Origin of the sequence: Lactobacillus agrestimuris (assembly GCF_943193025.1) — a bacterium.
GTDB classification, from domain to species: Bacteria; Bacillota; Bacilli; order Lactobacillales; family Lactobacillaceae; genus Lactobacillus; species Lactobacillus agrestimuris.
On the sequence record NZ_CALPCQ010000003.1, the window covers coordinates 24,056 to 42,821 of the forward strand.

Annotated in this window: 14 protein-coding genes; 5 read left to right on the forward strand and 9 right to left on the reverse strand. The window is 38.0% G+C overall.

Features of this window, described 5'->3' with window-relative positions; genetic code table 11:
- The first annotated feature begins 394 nt into the window (after positions 1–394).
- The 3 genes from spxB (at position 395) to NFR82_RS01330 (ending at position 5,360) form a co-directional block, all read left to right on the forward strand.
- Positions 395–2,206, forward strand: coding sequence for a pyruvate oxidase (gene spxB, locus NFR82_RS01320; RefSeq protein WP_251716351.1), 1,812 nt, complete (start codon positions 395–397; stop codon positions 2,204–2,206).
- Between the two features lie 108 nt (positions 2,207–2,314).
- On the forward strand, positions 2,315–3,700 hold the full coding sequence (gndA, locus tag NFR82_RS01325; RefSeq protein WP_251716352.1) for an NADP-dependent phosphogluconate dehydrogenase: 1,386 nt from the start codon (positions 2,315–2,317) through the stop codon (positions 3,698–3,700).
- 106 nt (positions 3,701–3,806) lie between these two features.
- On the forward strand, positions 3,807–5,360 hold the full coding sequence (locus NFR82_RS01330) for a ClC family H(+)/Cl(-) exchange transporter (RefSeq protein ID WP_251716353.1): 1,554 nt from the start codon (positions 3,807–3,809) through the stop codon (positions 5,358–5,360).
- Between the two features lie 35 nt (positions 5,361–5,395).
- On the opposite strand, the gene NFR82_RS01335 is transcribed toward NFR82_RS01330, so the two are convergent.
- From NFR82_RS01335 to NFR82_RS01345, 3 genes are all read right to left on the reverse strand, one after another.
- The gene (locus NFR82_RS01335) at positions 5,396–6,742 is read right to left on the reverse strand and encodes an MFS transporter (RefSeq protein ID WP_251716421.1); all 1,347 of its coding nucleotides are present in this window, start codon (positions 6,740–6,742) and stop codon (positions 5,396–5,398) included.
- Between the two features lie 211 nt (positions 6,743–6,953).
- A complete protein-coding gene (locus NFR82_RS01340; protein WP_251716354.1) occupies positions 6,954–8,219 on the reverse strand; it encodes a methionine gamma-lyase family protein in 1,266 nt (421 codons plus the stop codon).
- A 9-nt stretch (positions 8,220–8,228) separates the two neighbouring features.
- Entirely contained in the window at positions 8,229–10,337 is a 2,109-nt protein-coding gene (locus NFR82_RS01345; protein ID WP_251716355.1) for a putative ornithine decarboxylase, read from the reverse strand.
- A gap of 252 nt (positions 10,338–10,589) precedes the next feature.
- Here NFR82_RS01345 and NFR82_RS01350 point away from each other — a divergent pair, with 252 nt between their 5' ends.
- Both NFR82_RS01350 and NFR82_RS01355 read left to right on the forward strand, forming a co-directional pair.
- The gene (locus NFR82_RS01350) at positions 10,590–12,062 is read left to right on the forward strand and encodes an APC family permease (RefSeq protein WP_251716356.1); all 1,473 of its coding nucleotides are present in this window, start codon (positions 10,590–10,592) and stop codon (positions 12,060–12,062) included.
- Between the two features lie 169 nt (positions 12,063–12,231).
- Complete coding sequence (locus NFR82_RS01355; RefSeq protein ID WP_251716357.1) at positions 12,232–12,885, forward strand: Crp/Fnr family transcriptional regulator; 654 nt, start codon at positions 12,232–12,234, stop codon at positions 12,883–12,885.
- Between the two features lie 38 nt (positions 12,886–12,923).
- Here the strand turns inward: NFR82_RS01355 and NFR82_RS01360 are convergent, their stop codons facing one another.
- The 6 genes from NFR82_RS01360 to NFR82_RS01385 form a co-directional block, all read right to left on the reverse strand.
- Positions 12,924–14,864, reverse strand: coding sequence for a copper-translocating P-type ATPase (locus tag NFR82_RS01360; RefSeq protein WP_251716358.1), 1,941 nt, complete (start codon positions 14,862–14,864; stop codon positions 12,924–12,926).
- Positions 14,861–15,148 carry a cupredoxin domain-containing protein gene (locus tag NFR82_RS01365; RefSeq protein ID WP_251716359.1) on the reverse strand — a complete coding sequence of 96 codons (288 nt, stop codon included), beginning with the start codon at positions 15,146–15,148 and terminating at the stop codon, positions 14,861–14,863. The genes NFR82_RS01360 and NFR82_RS01365 overlap by 4 nt, the downstream gene beginning before the upstream one ends.
- A complete protein-coding gene (locus NFR82_RS01370) occupies positions 15,145–15,522 on the reverse strand; it encodes a cupredoxin domain-containing protein (protein WP_251716360.1) in 378 nt (125 codons plus the stop codon). Before NFR82_RS01370 ends, NFR82_RS01365 begins: the two co-directional genes overlap by 4 nt.
- Before the next feature lie 13 nt (positions 15,523–15,535).
- Positions 15,536–15,976, reverse strand: a complete 441-nt coding sequence (locus tag NFR82_RS01375; protein ID WP_251716361.1) for a CopY/TcrY family copper transport repressor — start codon at positions 15,974–15,976, stop codon at positions 15,536–15,538.
- A 116-nt stretch (positions 15,977–16,092) separates the two neighbouring features.
- A complete protein-coding gene (locus NFR82_RS01380) occupies positions 16,093–16,830 on the reverse strand; it encodes a DUF4097 family beta strand repeat-containing protein (protein ID WP_251716362.1) in 738 nt (245 codons plus the stop codon).
- A gap of 595 nt (positions 16,831–17,425) precedes the next feature.
- Positions 17,426–18,736, reverse strand: coding sequence for an NCS2 family permease (locus NFR82_RS01385; RefSeq protein WP_251716363.1), 1,311 nt, complete (start codon positions 18,734–18,736; stop codon positions 17,426–17,428).
- Between the last annotated feature and the right edge of the window lie 30 nt (positions 18,737–18,766).

Here is an 18,766-nt window from a genome sequence, read left to right on the forward strand (position 1 = left end):
TACTTGATTTGCAGTCGAGTACGCTATTTTTATATATAAGTATGCCGGCAGTAAGATAACAATAGATAAGCCAAAAATAATTAAATATTAAAATTTTGCTTATTAAGAAGAAAAAATAAAGTTTTATAAACTATATAAATTAAAAAATGAATGCAATAGAAATAAGATATTTTATATTCTTGATCATATATTCACATGTAAAAGCACCAACATATTAAGAATTGTAAAAATTATCTCGGCAAGTTTGTGAAATCACATTCTTTCAAAAGCGGTTACATGGTTGATATATCAGTAATGCATAACATTTGCAAATGTGAAAATGTGTGTTTTAATGGAACTATGAAGTGAAAACAAAGCGTTTTCAAAGTGAGTTTTGTTTAAGGAGATGCACAAAATGACAAAAATTAGTGGCGCAGATGCGATGTTTAAAGTTTTATATGATTGGCATATTGATCATATCTTTGGTTTCCCAGGTGGTTCCTTCGACTCAGGTATGAATGCTGTTCACAACTGGAGAAATAAGATTAAGTTTATTGAAGTTCGTCACGAAGAAGCTGGCGCACTTGCTGCATCAGCAGAATACAAATTAACTGGTAAATTAGGTGTATGTTTCGGTTCTGCTGGTCCTGGTGCTGCTCACTTATTTAATGGTTTATACGATGCAAAATTTGACAAGACACCAATGGTAGCAATCGTTGCTAACGTTCCAACTAACCGTGAAGATATTGACTTCTTCCAAGCTTTTGATGAAGACAAGTGGTTCTTAAACGCTAGTGTATGGTGCCGTCAACCTAAGACTGCTGAACTTATTCCAACAATTATGGATGAAGCAATTCGTCAAGCTTATGCAAGAAAAGGTCCTGCAATTATTATTCTTCCTAAGGACTTCGGTTGGCAAATGATCGAAGACAATTACAAGACAAGCTACAATGCACATGTTCCTGCAAATTACGCTGAACCTACAAAGGAATCAGTTGACGATGCTCTTAAGCTTATTAAGGAAGCTAAGAACCCAGTTGTTTACTTTGGTAACGGTGCAAGAGAAGCTGATGCTGGTGATGAATTGAAAGAATTTTCAGAAAAATTCAAGATGCCACTTCTTTCATCATACCTTGGTAAAGGTACTGTAGAAGATGACTTCCCAGCATATCTTGGAACTATTGGACGTATTGGACCTAAGGCTCCTAACGAAGTTCAAGCTTACGCTGACTTAGTTGTATGGGTAGGTAATAACTCACCATTCTCAGGTTTATGGTTCAAGAAGGATACTAAAGTTATCCAAATTGATGTTGATGAAGGTAAACTTGGTAAGCGCCACACTGTTGATGTTCCAATTCTTGCTGATGCTAAGAAGACTCTTCGTGCACTTATTGATGCTGGTGAAGATCGTCCAGAATCACCACTTTACAAGGCTGCTATTGCAGACCGTGAAAACTGGGATGCATGGCATGAAAGTTTTGTTGATTCAGACGAAATGCCAGTTCGCCCAGAACCAATCTTCGATGTAATTAACAAAGAAGCTCCAGATAATGCAGTCTTTGCAATTGATGTAGGTAACGTAAACGTTGACCAATGTCGTTTGCTTAAGTTGCATGATGATCAAAAGTGGACAACTTCAGGACTTCACGCAACTATGGGTTATGGTGCACCTGCTGCTCTTAGTGCAGCTGCAGCATATCCAGATCGTGAAGTATGGCAATTATCTGGTGATGGTGGTTTCGCAATGATGAGTCAAGAACTTCTTACAATGGCTCGTTACAACATGCATATTTTGAACATCGTCTTCACTAACGAAACTTTGGGTTACATCCAAGCTGAACAAGAAGATGAATCACACCAACCATTGTCAGGTGTTATCATTCCAGATAACAACTGGGCAACAGTTGCAGAAGGTATGAACGTTAAGGGTGTAGTTGTTCGTACTAAGAAGGAATTCGAAGAAGCAATCGATCAATTTAGAGCAATTGATGGACCAATGCTTATTGACATCAAGTACACTCGCGAAATGCCATACTCAACTGAATTGAACAGCCTTGACGATCCAGCATTCGTCAAGAAGTATCAAGCAGAAAGTTTGAAGCCATTTAGTTACTTTGCTGAAAAGTACGGTTTGGAAGCTGACGCTGCATCAGGTGCATCTCAACATGAAGAAAAAGTAGAGCCAGAACCAGCCCCAGATACTGTTTCAGGTGCTTCACAACACTAATCTGTTTGAAAATTAAATTTTAAGAAAAGCGAAACCATTTGGTTTCGCTTTTTTTGTATAGAACTCGTATAATATAGAGTAAGATTTATAAAATGGAGGAATTATAATATGCAACAATTTGGCGTAATTGGCTTATCTGTTATGGGTAAGAACTTAGCTTTAAATGTTAGAAACCATGGATTTTCAGTTTCAGGTTTCAGTATTGATAAGCCAGAAGTTGATGCCTTTGCTAAATACGAAGATGATAAATTAAAGCCATGCTACACTTGGGAAGAATTTGTTAACTCCCTTGAAAAACCTCGCAAGATCTTAATTCAAATTATGGCTGGTAAACCAGTTGATTTAACTATTGAAAAATTATTGCCAATGCTTGATAAGGGCGATATTTTAATCGACGGTGGTAACTCAAACTTCCATGATACTGAACGTCGTTTTAAGGAACTTGAAAAAAAGGGTATCCATTTCATCGGTATGGGTGTTTCCGGTGGTGAAGAAGGTGCCTTGAATGGTCCTGCACTTATGCCTGGTGGAGATGAAGAAGCTTATAAGGAAGTTGCTCCAATTCTTGAAGCAATTGCTGCTAAGACTCCTGAAGGTCGTCCATGTGTATCATACATTGGACCAAGTGCTAGTGGTCATTACGTAAAGATGGTTCACAACGGTATTGAATATGCAATTATGCAAGAATTTGCTGAAGTTTACGACATTTTACGTACTGTTGCTCACAAGAGTGACGATGAAATGTCAGAAATCTTTGACAAGTGGAACCATGGCCGCGTTAATGCATACCTTTCAGAAATTACTGCTAATGTTTTGAAGCAAAAAGATGATTTAACTTCAGATCACGTAATTGACCACATCTTAAATGTTGCTTCATACAAGGGTACAGGTAACTGGATGCTTGAAGATGGTGTTGCTCTTGGTGCGCCAATTAGTGTAATCGCTGAAGCTGTTATTGCACGTTTTATGTCAAAGGCTACAACTCGTGAAGGGCAAGCACCTTCATACAATGGAGATGTTCCAGCAGACTTGATCGACAACTTGGAAAAGTCACTTCAATTAACTCAAGCCGTTGCTTATGCTCAAGGATTCCAACAATTGACTATGGCTGCTAAGGCTTACAATTGGGGCCTTCGTTACCCAGCAATTGCTCAAAACTGGGAAGCAGGTTGTATCATTCGTTCAGCAATGCTTAAGGATATTGAAAAAGCTTATGAAGGCGGTAAGGAACTTGATGTATTATTCCAAGATCCATACTTCAAGAAGCTTATGAAAGAAAACTTACCTGCACTTCGCAGTGTTGTTGAAGTAGCAATGAAAGCTGGTATTCCAACTCCAACTTTGAGTGCATCAATCAACTATTTAGAATCAATCTTCAACCCTAACTTGCCAGCTAACCTTATTCAAGGCCAACGTGATTACTTTGGTGCTCACACTTACAAAAGAAATGACCGTAAAGGTACATTCCACACTGAATGGTATGAAGAAAAATAATTGTTTCATGTGTAACACGAAAAGAGAACTCGGAAGAGTCCTCTTTTTTTGCCCTATTTTTGAGGTAGAATAGATACTGTCACAATATTTGTAAAGAGGGATAAAAATGAGGCATGAGAAAACACTGACGCTTAAGCTACTCTTACAAGCTGTCATAGTAGGGCTATGCACAGGAATAGTTGTCGGTTTATTTAGGTTCGGGATAGAAAAAACGTCAGGATTTTGGTTACATCTATTTGAATTAGCACATCAAAATCCAGTTTGGTTTATTGCAATTGTAGTCGGTTTTATCTTAGTAGCTATAATTGCTGGTTACTTCGTAAAACAACAACCACACGTTGGAGGATCAGGTATTCCAGAAGTTAAGTTACAACTTCAAGGAAAATTATCACTCAAATGGTTTCCGATTCTCTGGAGAAAATTAATTGGTGGTATTTTGGTAATCAGTACGGGACTTTTCCTTGGACCAGAAGGACCATCTCTTCAACTTGGTTCAACCATTGGACAGGGAGTTGGTGAAGGATTTAAGCAGACTAAAACTAATTCAAGAGTTTTACTTGCGACAGGAGCTGCTAGTGGTCTTTCGGCAGCTTTTGGTGCACCACTTTCTGGAGCATTATTTGTCTTAGAAGAAGTTTTTCATAACTTCTCACCACGTGTGTGGCTTAATGCATTAGCCGGAGCAATTGCTGCTAACTTTGTAGTTTCTAACTTTTTTGGTTTACATCCGGCTTTAGCAATTCCATATAATAATGAATTTCCAATTCAATTATATTGGCATTTAATCTTACTGGGACTTGTACTTGGATTACTTGGACACCTATACAAGATTGGCCTTTTCAGTGTGAAAAAGGTCTACAAAAAGATTACAGTTTTGCCAAGATGGTTACACGGACTAATTCCATTAGCTATTTTAATTCCGATTGCTTACTTCTGGCCAATCATCACTGGACCAGGTAACCGCATGATTTTGTCACTTTCAAAGACAATCACTAATCAGGGTTGGCTCACAATAGGGATGCTGGCAGGTTTTTATGTACTCAGAATTGTTTTCTCAATTGTGTCATATGATTCAGGCCTTCCAAGTGGTATCTTTTTACCGATCTTAACTATGGGAGCTTTGATCGGTGCAACTTACGGAACATTCATGGTCCAAATGGGCTTGCTTCCACACAAGTTGGTAGTCAACTTAGTTATTTTCTCAATGGCCGGCTACTTCGCAGCAATTATCCGTGCGCCATTTACGGCAATTATTTTGATTACGGAAATGGTTGGCTCATTACTTCATTTGATGCCACTTGCTGTTGTAGCTTTCATTGCACTTTTAGTTGATGAAATGCTTGGCGGCCGTCCGATCTACGACAGTTTGGCCGATGCAATGCAAGGTAAAAATGGTGTTGAAAAAGCATCAGGTTTTGAAGATCAATTGACTATTCCAATATATGAAAGCAGCCACTTAGTTGATGAAAAAATTGCAGATGTTGCCTGGCCTAAGGACACTTTAGTTAAGTTGATTAGAAGAGGTAGTGAAGAGATTATCCCGAATGGTCAAACAAAGATCGCAGCTGGTGATATGTTGGTTTTGGCAGTTGATTCCAACCAACGAGGTCATGTGTATGATCAGATGAAAAAACTACAAGAAGTTGAATTAGATGGATAGAAAAAAAGCATCCGCGAGGGATGCTTTTTTATGTCTTATTTTTTTATAAATTTAGCAGAAGTTTCAGGTGCCCAAATTAGACAGACAATGAAACTAAAGAGTAGTACAATTGCACAAACTAACATAGCCAGTTCTGCTCCGCCGATGTTAGTTAAAATCGGTAATAAAAATGTTCCGGCTGCAGCACCAAAACGACTGATAGTGATGCAAGTACCTACTCCAGTTCCGCGTACTTTTATATCAAATAATTCAGTTGGATAAGGATAATCAAGGACAAGACCAGAAGATAAAATCACAGCAAAGATCGCAAAGATAATTAATTTAATGCGTGAATCAATTCCTAAAAAGACGACTAAACTTCCAATTAACAAACCAGAAATTAAGAAGTTGCTAACGAGGAAGGCTCGACGACTGATTTTGTTAAAGATAAAAATACCGAAGAGGACACCTAGCAGCATCCCACCATTATAGATGATCCCTGAAACCTTGGCGTCAGTAATATCCATTCCTGTTAGAAGAATTGGTAGGAAAATGCTGATACCAAAGAAAGCAAAGGCCTGGCAGGCATAGAAAATTCCACCTACTAAGGTATTGCGCAAATATTTTTTACTGAAAAGGATCTTCCAAGAAATCTCTTTGTTAACTTTATTTCGCTTCAAAAAGCCTTTAGGAATACCCCATTTATGGCCCATATGCTTACCAATGATTTTGTTGGCCTTCTTAACCTTTCCGTGACTGGCAAGCCAGCTAGGAGAAGCTGGAAGACGAAAGGTTGATCTGAAAATTGCGGCAACAATCGCTGGAACAGCTCCGGTTGCTAGGATAATTTGCCAGATATAACTATTAGAGTTGGGAATAAAGGTTCCGACCAGGTAAGAAGCAATGAAGCCGAGCGTCCAGTAGATCAATAAATGACTTTGGCGCTTGCTGTCCTCGCCCTTAGGGAGCCATTCAGTTAAGAGGGCATTCCCCACAGTATAATCAATGGCAATCATTAAACCGATTCCTACACGAATTAAGAAGGTGAGTAGGAAATTAGCAGTTAATAAGTGCAGTAATGAAAAAGCTGCTAAGACATACATGTTAATCATCAGCATCTTACGACGACCAATTTTATCAGAAATTCGACCGACGATGATACTTCCGGCTAACCCAATTAATGCTCCAGCCCCGATTAACCCGGTCCAGAAGTCACTAATTGTCAGATACTTAGCAGCACTTGATAGGGCACTACCGGAAATGCCGAGACTGTATCCGCAGGCGATCTGTCCGAGGACTACTGCGACAAAGACTCGCAGGTGAATTGGCATTAACGGTGCACGCTTATAATTCTTTTTATTATTTACTTGTTCGACGTTTAAATTGTTAGTTTTATCACTCATAAGAAGAGACAACGATGGTCTCTTTACAATACCTCCTGTTTGCTAGCAAAAAATTAGTTATATAAATACCCTAACAAAGATTTAGATTTGATGCAAAAACATCCCGTGTGGGAATATTTTTTCCAACTGCATTTGTGGCTTAATATAATAAAAAAGCTTAACTTTGCTACAAATATAGTAAAGTTAAGTTTTTTTCTATCAAATTAAATTTTTACTTTTTGTAAAAGGTCTCTTCTACCGCGTGAGCGATGGCAATTTTAACGTGTGCATAAGATAAACCACCTTGGATATAAAGACGGTATGGTGGACGCATAGGGCCGTCAGATGAAAGTTCAATGGTTGATCCTTCAGTAAAGCTTCCGGATGCCATAATAACGTCATCTTCATAACCTTCTTGGTGGTAAGGAATAGGGTCAACGAATGAGTTCATTGGTGAGTAGTGCTGGATCGCAGCACAGAATTTCACCATTGGATCGGGTTTGCCAAAGGTTACAGTTTGCACAATATCAGTACGTGGATCATTCCACTTAGGTGCAGTGTCCATACCCATTTCTTCACAAAGAGCTGCAGTAAAGATCATACCCTTTAAAGCTTCCCCAGTTGTATGGGCGGCCATGAAGAATCCTTGGTAGAAATCGCGTAAGTAACCCCAAGTTGGTCCTTCTTCTTTACCTGCACCTGGGACGTTAAGACGAGCTCCAGCACCTTCGATAAGGTCCTTTTTACCAGCTAAGAATGCACCACCCTTAACGATTCCGGCACCAGCATTTTTAAAGAGTGATCCAACAATCATATCTGCGCCATAGAAAGTTGGTTCTTCAGTTTCTGAAAATTCACCATAACAGTTATCAACGAAGATCTTAACGTCTGGACGAACTTCCTTAACGAACTTAAGCATCTTCTTGATCTTTTCCATAGTGAAACTTGCACGAACGGCATAACCAAGTGAACGTTGAATGGCAACAACTTTGATATTTTTGTCCATAATGTCTTTACGTGCCTTTTCGTAGTCTACTTCACCGTTATCAAGAAGTTCAGTAGTGGCAAAATTAATACCCCATTCCTTCATGTTTCCAGGCTTATTGCCAGCAAGACCGATAACTTCTTGAATAGTATCGTATGGGGTACCGGTCAAGTAGTAGAGGGTATCGCCAGGACGAAGCATACTGAAAAGTCCAACGGTAATTGCGTGAGTTGCGGAAGAAAATTGTGAACGAACAAGTGCGTCATCAGTTTTGAAGTAGTCAGCGTAGATTTTTTCAATCTTATCGCGTCCAGCATCGTCATAACCATATCCAGTTGATGGAACAAGGTCTTCTTCACCAACATGGTACTTTCTGAATAAATCAAGTACACGTTGTTGGTTGTATAAAACTTGTTCATCAATTTCTTCTAAGCGAGGTGCGATCATCTTGTCAACTTTATCGATCTTTTCACTTAATTCTTGTGGTAAATTTTCTTTCCAAGATAAAACCATAATATCTCCTTATCTAATTACTGAATTTTTTAAAACTTCGGCTTCTACTAAGATTGTACCGTCTTTTTGCTCAGATAAATAGACTCCTTGAATTTCTGGTACAAATCCAGGGAATTTTTCGATTGCGCCAGCCAAAACTTCGAAGTATTTTTGATCAATGTCTGACCATTTTTCACCAGGAGCAACGATAAAGACACCTGGTGGATATGGCAAAGCGCCTTCGGCTGCTATACGACCTTTGACATTTTTGAGTTCAACTAACTCACTTTGATTACGCATGAAGAGCAGATCTGCTTGAGCAGGGTCTATAGTGTAATTTTGCATGTCGTCTTTAGCGAATAATTCTTTTTGTAAAGTAAAGGTTTTGTTTTCTTTATAATAATCGTGCATTTCTTGGCAAAGCTGCTTTAAAGTGTAGCCTTTGTATCTGTCTGGATAAATCTTAGCAAGTTTAGGAAGTGCCTTAGTAAGTGGGGCATCTTCATTATAGAGCTTTTCAAATTCGAGAAAAGCGTCCATCAAAGCATCGAGATCTGCTTGTGTATCGCCAGGGGTGAGAAGGAAAAGCAACGAATTGAAGTCGGCTTTGGCACGGATGATGCGCTTTTCCATTAAGAATTCAGATACGACTGAACCAGGAATTCCGCTGGACTCATAACTAGCATTTTCAATATCAATTCCCCGGGAAATAACTGTAATCTTGAGCGGATCAAGCATGGCTTCTCCAGCTGCAATCTGAGTGAATCCGTGCCATTTATCATCTGGTTTGAAGTCCCAATATTTGCTATTAGTGGCAAGTTCATCGGTAGAAATTTCCGCAAAATTATCAGGGACAAATGGTCTGAATAATTTTGACTTTTTGAGCAGTTCTTTACGCCATTCAATTCCCCTGCGTAAGATACGATCCCACCATTTTTTATTTCCTTCACCGGCAGTTAAGTATGAATTAACGGTTAATGAAGCATAAAGTGGGTAGGAGTAACTTGAAGTTACGAATTTCAAGTAAGCGTTGTTGAAGTGCTTGTGATCAACATAGCGAGCTTGCCCTTTAATATGTGAATCCTTCTTTAGAATTTGTGAAGCCTGTCCCATACCCGCTTGTTGTTTATGAAGTGATTGGGTAACCAAAATTCCTGGATCATCAGGTCCTAAATCGATATTAAGCGGAGATAAGTGTTTCATGATTGGTACAAATTGTTCAAATCCGCCCCAAGCACAGTCGAAAAGAATGTAATCACAGAGCTTACCAATCTTATCAATTAACCATTTGGCATCGTAGAAAAGCCCATCATAAGTTTCAGATTGAATGATTGCCATTCTGAACGGACGTTTTGCCTTAGCTTTTTCAGGATCAACTTTAGCAATTTCCTTACGGATATTTTCTTCGCTCAAAGCTTCAGGATTCATTTCTCCAATTAATCCAAGAGGATTGCGGTCAGTTGGAATGTAAACTGGTTTAGCACCAGTCATGACAAGTGCACTATTATAAAGAGATTTGTGGTTGTTACGGTCAAATAAAACCAAATCGCCTTCGGTTAAAACAGCACTAGCGCAGATTGAGTTGGCACTAGTTGTTCCGTTGGTACAGAAGTAAACTTTGTCAGCATTATAAGTCTTAGCGGCTTTTTGTTCAGCAGTCAGAGGTGTTCCAGCATGAGTCATGGTGTCGCCAAGCTCTGCAACGGTATCGCTAGTATCAGCGTACATTAAATTTTTGCCGAAGAATTCATTGAAGACCTTTCCGGCCGGATGAAGGTCATAATATTGCCCATTATGGTGACCAGGAGTGGTGAAGCTGATTGGACGATCTTCAGCAAAGTTGAGCAGGTCGGTTAAAAAGCCTGGAACCATTTCATTAGTATATTTATTAGCTGATTTGATTATTTCATCAGTTTCTTCCTTGCTTGGAACATCACCTTCAATTTGAATAATTGGAATTTCCAAACCTGAGGAGTTGGCAAAATTTTGAGCATTTGTTAGGTCATCAGGATTGTTTTTATTTACAACAATAGCAGCAAGACCAGCTGCATCTGTCTTATCAGTAAGTGAAGCACTTTCCCAACCTTTGAGATTTTGCAGCTGTACTTGCCCGCTTGTGGCAATTTTCAGAAAATTCATTCATTATCCTCCTAAAACTATTGCAATTAGGAAATAAATCCTTATAATTTTTCACGTACGTTTTTTGTATATTAGTATGAAAATGACAGAGAAAATAATAATTAAGTACAAAATATAGATTATATCTACATTGGGGTTATATACAAGTGAAAATAATTAGTTTGTGGGCTTGCATCTGTATCCAATTAAAGCCGCCAAATAATTAACTTTTTGGTGATAAACTGAGAAATTAGATTTTTTGGGAGATTTAAATTGGATAAAGTAGACGTTTTAAGTGACTTAGAGCCTAATAAAAAACATTATATGAGTTGGCCAGTCATTGCCTTAATTGACTTTGTTACAATCATTAGTTTTGAGAATATTTTCTATCCTTTCCAAAACCAAGGATTGTCAGTTGTAGTTTCATGGATTTTCTTACTATTTACCTATGTCATTCCTTATGCACTTATTTCAAGTCAAATGAGTTTGACCTTTGATAATCAGGCCGGGGGACTTGCTTCATGGGTTCGTTATAGTAGCAACGATACATTAGGATACTGGACATCATGGATGTACTGGGTACAGAGTGTGCCTTACATCGTGGACGTTTCCAATTCAGTTATCGTATCCTTCAGTTGGATTATTTTCGGTGATAATTCATTAGACAAGAGAATGTCGACCTTCTGGTTTGGGATTTTGACCTTCGTGATTATTTTAGTATTCATTTTGCTAGAAAATCGCTTGAGAAACTCACTTGAAATTCTTTCACTTATCGGTGGTGGGGCAATGTTCATTATGTCCATGCTCTTTGTTTTACTTGCAGCTTGGGCAGTTATGCATGGTCACCATATCGCAACTCAACCATTCAACTGGGGTGCATTTAAGCCATCATTTAGCTTGAATTACTTCTCAACTACTGGTCTTTTGATCTTTGCCATGTCTGGTGCGGAACTTGCCGCTCCATACGTTGTGCAAATGCGTGATCCTAAGCATGAATTCCCTAAGGCAATGTGGATGCTTGCAATTATGACAGGTTTCCTTACCATTTTCGGTACCCTTGCTTTAGCAATGTTCTTTAACGCTCATCACATTCCACACGACTTCAAGATGAACGGTCCATACTATGCTTTCCAACTTCTTGGTGAAAGTTTAGGCGTAGGTAAAGTCTTGATGTACGTCTTTGCAGTTGTTCAGGCCCTCTTCATGATGGCTCAACTTGCAGTGCTTCTTGATGCATCAAGTCGTGTATTTGCCGGTGACGTTGCAGATAGATTCATGCCTAAATGGCTTACTAAGAAAAACAAGAACGGTCGTCCAGTACACAGTTACACCTTCACTGTTGGTTTGAGTTTATTCCTTCTTTTACTTACTGGAACTTTGCCAAACATCAACACAATCTATAACTGGCTTTTAAATATTAACGGTATTATTTCACCATATAAGACTTGTTGGGTATTCTTCGCCTTCGTTGCGATGAGACTTCACCAAGAAAAGTACCATTCAAATTATGTCTTTATTAAGAATAAGACTGGCGCTTTGATTGTCGGTGGTTGGTGTTTAGCCTTTACCTTTGTCTGTGCTACTTTAGGATTCATTCCTCAAAATGTAGAACTTGGAACTGCTGCATTTAGTCATCAATTACTCTTGAACATTATCACTGTAATTGTGCTCTTTGGTTTAGGATTTATCTTACCATGGATGCGTAAGCGCGAAGCTGCTCGTGAGAATATGGTTGTGGAAGATTAGATTAGGATAGAAAAATAAGGTTCATTATGAACCTTATTTTTTGTTTAAAAGCAAATCTTTAATGATAATAAGTAATACCGAAATTTACTTTATAAAGTATATTTATCGTACTTTTTGCAAAATTTTTAAACTTGATCAGGTAAAATATATTCAGAAAGGATTGGTATGAATGGCAAAACAACATTCACCACTTGAGTGTCTAAGTAATATTGCGCTATTTTCTGATTTGCCAGAAGACTTGCGTAAGAAATTAGTAACCATTTCAACTCACCAAGAATATTATCCAAAGGGTAGTTTAATCAGACAACCTGACGATGGTAAGGATGGAATTATTTTTCTAGATAAAGGTAGCGCTAAAGTTTATAACTTGAATGAGGCAGGAAAGGAAACAGTTCTGAATGTTTTAAACCAGGGCGATAGTGATGGCCAAAGCAGTCTCTTTAAAAAAGAAGATAATGAAAACTTTGTTCAGGCACTTGATGATACCTGGATTTGTTCAATGAATAGAGTTGATTTCCAGGATTTAGTCAAGAATACACCGGACCTGGCGTTGAATTTACTCAATAATTTCGGTGAAAAGTTGGTAACGATCGAGCGTAATTCAGTCAGAAGAAACTCGCTAGAAGCTAAAGATCGTATATTGGCTTATTTACAGGATTTGGCGAATAAAGAGGGATCTAATATAGTTAGCTTAAAACTTAAGAAAAAAGATATAGCGAGCTATTTAGGCGTTACTCCGGAGACATTTAGTAGAAAGCTTAAAGAACTTGAAAAAGATGGTGAGATTCGGGTTGATAAGCGCCAGATTGAAATTTTGAATTAAATAAAAAACCGCCTAGCAATGCTAGACGGTTTTTCTGTTTAATTAAGCGCCGCATCATCCCCGGCAATCTTAGTTTTGTTCAAAAGAAGAGAACTTCCAACAACTGAAACTGATGAGAAGGCCATTGCAAGGGCTGCAAATTCTGGACTAAGTGTAAGTCCAAGCTGCATGAATAGACCAGCCGCAATTGGAATACCAATCGTGTTGTAAATAAGGGCCCAGAAGAGGTTTAACTTAATCCGATTGAAAGTCTTCTTAGAAATATCCAAGGCTCTGACAACGCCGCGTAGATCATTTTGAACTAAAACAATTCCACCTGAATCAATCGCAATATCAGTTCCGCTACCCATGGCAATACCGACATCGGCAGTTGAAAGAGCAGGTGCATCGTTGATTCCGTCACCAACAAAGGCAACCTTATTTCCTGCATGTTGCAATTTTTCAATTTCTGCTGCCTTTTCGCTTGGTAAAACTCCAGCGATTACTTGGTCAATTCCAACTTGATCAGCGATTGCACGGGCAACTTTTTCATTATCACCGGTAAGCATAACAGTCTTTAACCCGCGAACTTTTAACTCGCTAATTGCTGCTTTTGAGCTTTCTTTTGGTACATCTTGAATAGCGATTAAGCCAATGATTTTACCATTTAGGCCAACATAGACAATGGTCTTTGCTTCGGCCTGAAGTTTACTTGCTTGATCAGATATTTCCTGGGAAATATTTACATCATCCAGAAGTCGATTGCTACCAACTAATGCTGTTTGACCATTGAATTTAGCCTTCACACCTTTGCCTTCAACGGCTTCGAAAGCTTCAACTTTTTTAATTTCAATCTTTTCAGCCTTAGCTCGTTTCACGATTGCTGAAGCAAGTGGGTGTTCAGATGCATCTTCAAGACTGGCTGCAACAGCTAAAACAGTTTTCTTGTCACCAACAATATCGGTAACTTTCGGTTTACCAACAGTAATAGTACCAGTCTTATCGAACACAACGGTGTTTAAGTCACTAACTTCTTGGAGGACTTCACCATTTTTGATTAAAACGCCCATCTTAGCGCTTCTGGCCGTTCCGACCATTAAAGCGGTTGGAGTTGCAAGCCCCAAAGCACATGGACAAGCAATGACGATTACACTTACAGCAAAGAGCATAGCTTCAACGGGACTTGCTCCTAAGAATGCATACCAGATAACAAAGGTGAGAACAGCAATGATAATTACTGCTGGAACGAAGATATTGGAAATCTTATCGGTTAAATTCTGAATTGGAGCATGGCTTGTTTGCGCCTTTTTTACTAAAGTTACAATTTGAGCCAACATGGTGTCGGAACCGACTTTTGTTGCCTTGAAGGTAATAGTACCGTTATTGTTAATAGTTGATCCAACAACACTGTCGCCAACTTTTTTAGTAACCGGCATACTTTCACCAGTAACCATTGACTCATCTAAAGTGGTAGTTCCTTCGGTAATTTCACCATCAACTGGAATTTTTTCACCAGGTTTTACACGGATCAGATCACCAACTTGAACTTGATCAAGTGGAATTTTCACAAACTTACCATCACGCATTACTTCAGCGTCTTTTGCTTGTAGGTTCATTAATTTTTCGAGTGCGTTTGAAGCATTATCATGCATTTTTTCTTCCATGGCATCTCCAAGTAAAACAAAGACTGTCACGAAAGCCGCACTTTCAAAATATACCGGACGGCCAGTAATCATAGCGAAAATGCTGTAAAAATAGGTAACAGAAGTACCAACTGCAACCAAAGTGTTCATGTTGGCGCTATGCTTCTTGAATGCTGCAATTGCACTTTGCCAATATGGCAGTGCAGAAATCGCCATAATAATTGTAGTTGTTACCAAGGCAATCCAATTATATCCCGGCATCATCCAGTGAAAAGGCATGGCTAGCATTTGAACTAGCATCGGAATCGCAAGAATGAAGGAGATCCAAAAACGTTTAATATTTGATAATTTCGTCATTTTACGATTACCTTTCCATGAAACATATCCATTCCGCAGGCAAAGTTGTAGGTGCCAGGCTTATCAGTTGGAATATTAACTACAACTTCATTTTGAGCGTCTAATTTTTGATCAATACCTAAATCTTTAAAAACAATTTCGTTCATACATCCCATATTGTTGCTGGGAATAAATTTTACTTGAGCTGGCTTACCTTGCTTGAAGGTAATCACATCAGGTTTATAGCCATGATTATCGGCGTTAACAACAACTTTTTTGCTTTGATTTTTAGAAAAAATACTCATTTTACAATAACCTTTCCATGAAACATATCCATTCCGCAAGCAAAGTTATAGGTGCCAGCTTTGTCAGTAGGAATTTTTACACTCGTGATCTTTTGCTTAGTTAAATCTTCATTAACTCCAAGTTGTTCGAACACAACATGGGATAAACAAGCGGTTGAATCTTGCATATCGAAGTTAACTTCGGCTGGGATTCCTTTTTTCAAAACAACGGTAGAAGGTGAATAGCCACCTTTAACCACAATAGTTGCGTTTTGAAGATCATTAACAACAGTGGAGTTTCCAACAGCTTCTTTGTGTTTGCCGAAAAACCACCAGATGATGAATCCGATTAATAAAAGTCCGATAATTATGGTTAAAATTTTTGCAATAGTCATTATTTTTCACCTCTTAACACATGTGTGGCTTACCTGGTAGGCAGTTGCAAGGAACCATATCAGGTGCATCTTTTTCCTTTTTAGAAATTTTTTCAGTCATTTTAGCCAAATCTCCTTTAGAAATAGGTGAGTCAGCGATTAATTTAAGAATGACTTCGCCTTTATGCATGTCGCACATTCGGCTAAGTAAATCTTGTGCGGCCTTATACATCATATCAGTTTGATTAACGGCCGCTGAATAGATGAAACGGCGACCGTCTTTTTCAGTGGTCAACCAGTTTTTTTCTACTAATCGACGGATTAAGGTCTTAATGGTTGATTCAGTCCAGTCTTTTTTTGCTTGTAAGTCAGTAATTATTTCAGATGAACTAGCATTGCCAAGTGTCCAGACAATGCGCATGACTTCCCATTCGCTATCTGAAATTGAGTTGATTGTTTTATCAGAAGTATTCATTTTTTTCCTCTTTTCGTTTACAATTGTAACTATAACTTATAAGTTTACATTTGTAAATTAAAATACCTTACTTTTTCAAAAAGTAAGGTATTTTTAGTAAATATTCATATGGAATTTTATCTAACCACTACATCGCCGTCATCACTGTGGGCGCGTAAGACATTTCTGCTTGATAGTTTCTCTTGGTATGAGCCGCCATCTCCGTTATCGCTACTCTTACCGCTAGTTGATGACTTACCGGTATCAATAGTTACATCACCATCATCGGAAGTAAGGTCAAAGCCGGTAGCATTGCTACTTTTAACATTAATATCACCATCACTTGAATTTAAGTTGAAACCGTTAATTGATCTTAATTGATTTACGGTGATATCACCATCATCTGAAGAAGCAAGACCTCTTGTAACATTTAATCTGTCAATATTAATGTCACCGTCATCACTATCTAAGTTTATGTATTTGGCAACAACAGTACCGTTAGTAATGATATCACCATCGTTAGCGGAAACAGTGATAGTAGAGATTGCTTTCTTAGGTAAATAAATTTTAATTTCGTCGGTACCATTAGTAATTTTGATACCATTCTTAGCTTTTTGAGTAATCTCTAATTTTCCATTCTTTACTTTTACTTCAGGTTTTAATTTTTTAGGGCCATTGTAAATAACCTTAGCCTGATCGCTAGCGTAAAGCTTCACGTCAGCATCATTTGCATTAACATTAAGGCTAGTAAAGTTCTTTTTGGAAAGTGTTTCGTTGATAGTTGGACCAGCATTGCCATTGTTATTGTTAAAACAACCAGTTAAACCAATAGCAACTGCTGCAAGTAAAACAGAAATTAAAAATTTATGCTTCATGATTTTTCCTCCAAATATAAACTGAATCATATACCTTAATTTTGAGACATCTTATAGTAATTGTCGAGTAATTAATATATAAAAACAGGTCTCAATATGTACTGAGACCTGTTTTTATGGTTATGGAAAAAATGCAACTTGTTTTCTCCATTGTCCATCAAAATTAATTATAGAAAAACGATACACACTTTTATTTTCCTCCAATTGCATTATGTTATAAAAAGCACCTATTCTTCCAAGCATGCTTATTAGACTAGTCAACTCCTCTATGGAGTTGACATATACTGTCGCAGTTCTATGCTCTATATCTATCTTATAAGAATGAATATGTTTATACTTTTTAAAGTATCGCAATATTTCTTCTAGTTCATTAAGCTTTCGTGTATTCATTTTTTAAAAAGCACAAGTTGGAAACTTGATTTTTCCTCCTAAAGATAACTAAATTTTTTATTTGGTAATATCATAGTAACTTTATAGTTTAATGTCAATAATTTTTAATAAATATGCCGATGGGTTGATGGATAAGGCGTAGACATAGTAAAAGCCGTAAAAGTTAGACACTTTTACGGCTCAGTACGCAATTGACCTGCTTTTCTTATAAATTAGTAATCAAGAAGAATCCGATAAAGATGAAGAATAAGATATACATCATCACAGAAATCTCTTTGTAACGCTTAGCAGCAATCATAGTGATTGGGTATGCGATCATACCAAGTGCTAAACCATCTGAAATTGAGTAAGTAAGAGGCATTCCTACAACGATTAAAAATGCAGGAAAGGCAATTTCAAACTTCTCCCAATTAATATACTTAAGGTTAGAAGCCATAAGCACACCAACAATGATTAAAGCTGGAGCTGTCACAGTTGTTGGAATAACGGCTAGAAGTGGACTGAAGATCATTGAGATCAAGAAGAAGATACCGACAAAGAATGCGGTAAGTCCAGTTCTACCACCCATAGCGATACCAGCACTTGATTCAACTGAAGTACCAAGTGGAGCAGTACCAAGGATTGCACCTTCGATCATAGCAGTTGAGTCAGCTGCAAAGGCGCGACCAATGCGTGGAATTTTACCATCCTTATCAACCATCCCTGCTTGTTGAGTCATACCGATTAAAGTACCAGCAGTATCAAAGAAAGTAACAAGAAGAAAAGTTAACACAACAATAAATAGTTGCGGAGTATTAATATCACTTAAGTGGAAAACTGCTTGACCAAAAGTTGGTGCAATTGAAGGTGGAGTTGAAATAATTGCGTGTGGAAGTGGAATTTGACCAATGATAATTCCGAAGATTGCGGTAATAATCATACCGATAAAGATTGAGCCAGGAACGTTCATTGACATCAAGATGACAGTAAGAACTAAACCGAATAAAGTAATCCAAACAGCAGGAGATGAAAACTTTCCAAGAGTAACAAGTGAAGAATCACTGTTAATGATCAATTTACCATTTTGTAAACCAATAAAAGCAATGAATAAACCGATACCCGCTGAAATTGCATATTTCAAATCCTGTGGAATTGCGTCAACAACTAATTCACGAAGGTGAAGAGCTGTGATCAAAACAAACAAAATTGAAGCTACAAGTACTGCAGCAAGAGCAGTTTGCCATTTGATATGCATAGCAACACAAACATTGTAAGCGAAGAATGCGCCACTACCAAGAGTTGGAGCCAAAGCTATTGGATAGTTGGCAACGAAAGCCATGATGAAACATCCGATTGCTGTCGCAATAGCTGTAACAGTAAAGGCTGCACCGGCAGGGATGCCAGCAGCGTGTAAAATATTAGGGTTAACAAAAAGAATGTATGATAATGAAACGAAAGTTGTTAAAGCAGCAACTAATTCGCGCTTAACATTAGTATGTGCATCCTCTAAATGAAAAATATTATTAAAAACCTGCATTGTTCCTCCAACATAAAAATCGTCAAAGAA

Coding starts and splice junctions, on each gene's coding strand:
- NFR82_RS01340 (WP_251716354.1), bottom strand. CDS start 8,219: ATGGTTTTATCTTGGAAAGAAAATTTACCACAAGAATTAAGTGAAAAG.
- gndA (WP_251716352.1), top strand. CDS start 2,315: ATGCAACAATTTGGCGTAATTGGCTTATCTGTTATGGGTAAGAACTTA.
- NFR82_RS01355 (WP_251716357.1), top strand. CDS start 12,232: ATGGCAAAACAACATTCACCACTTGAGTGTCTAAGTAATATTGCGCTA.
- NFR82_RS01365 (WP_251716359.1), bottom strand. CDS start 15,148: ATGAGTATTTTTTCTAAAAATCAAAGCAAAAAAGTTGTTGTTAACGCC.
- NFR82_RS01375 (WP_251716361.1), bottom strand. CDS start 15,976: ATGAATACTTCTGATAAAACAATCAACTCAATTTCAGATAGCGAATGG.
- NFR82_RS01345 (WP_251716355.1), bottom strand. CDS start 10,337: ATGAATTTTCTGAAAATTGCCACAAGCGGGCAAGTACAGCTGCAAAAT.
- NFR82_RS01360 (WP_251716358.1), bottom strand. CDS start 14,864: ATGACGAAATTATCAAATATTAAACGTTTTTGGATCTCCTTCATTCTT.
- NFR82_RS01385 (WP_251716363.1), bottom strand. CDS start 18,736: ATGCAGGTTTTTAATAATATTTTTCATTTAGAGGATGCACATACTAAT.
- NFR82_RS01370 (WP_251716360.1), bottom strand. CDS start 15,522: ATGACTATTGCAAAAATTTTAACCATAATTATCGGACTTTTATTAATC.
- NFR82_RS01330 (WP_251716353.1), top strand. CDS start 3,807: ATGAGGCATGAGAAAACACTGACGCTTAAGCTACTCTTACAAGCTGTC.
- NFR82_RS01380 (WP_251716362.1), bottom strand. CDS start 16,830: ATGAAGCATAAATTTTTAATTTCTGTTTTACTTGCAGCAGTTGCTATT.
- spxB (WP_251716351.1), top strand. CDS start 395: ATGACAAAAATTAGTGGCGCAGATGCGATGTTTAAAGTTTTATATGAT.
- NFR82_RS01335 (WP_251716421.1), bottom strand. CDS start 6,742: ATGAGTGATAAAACTAACAATTTAAACGTCGAACAAGTAAATAATAAA.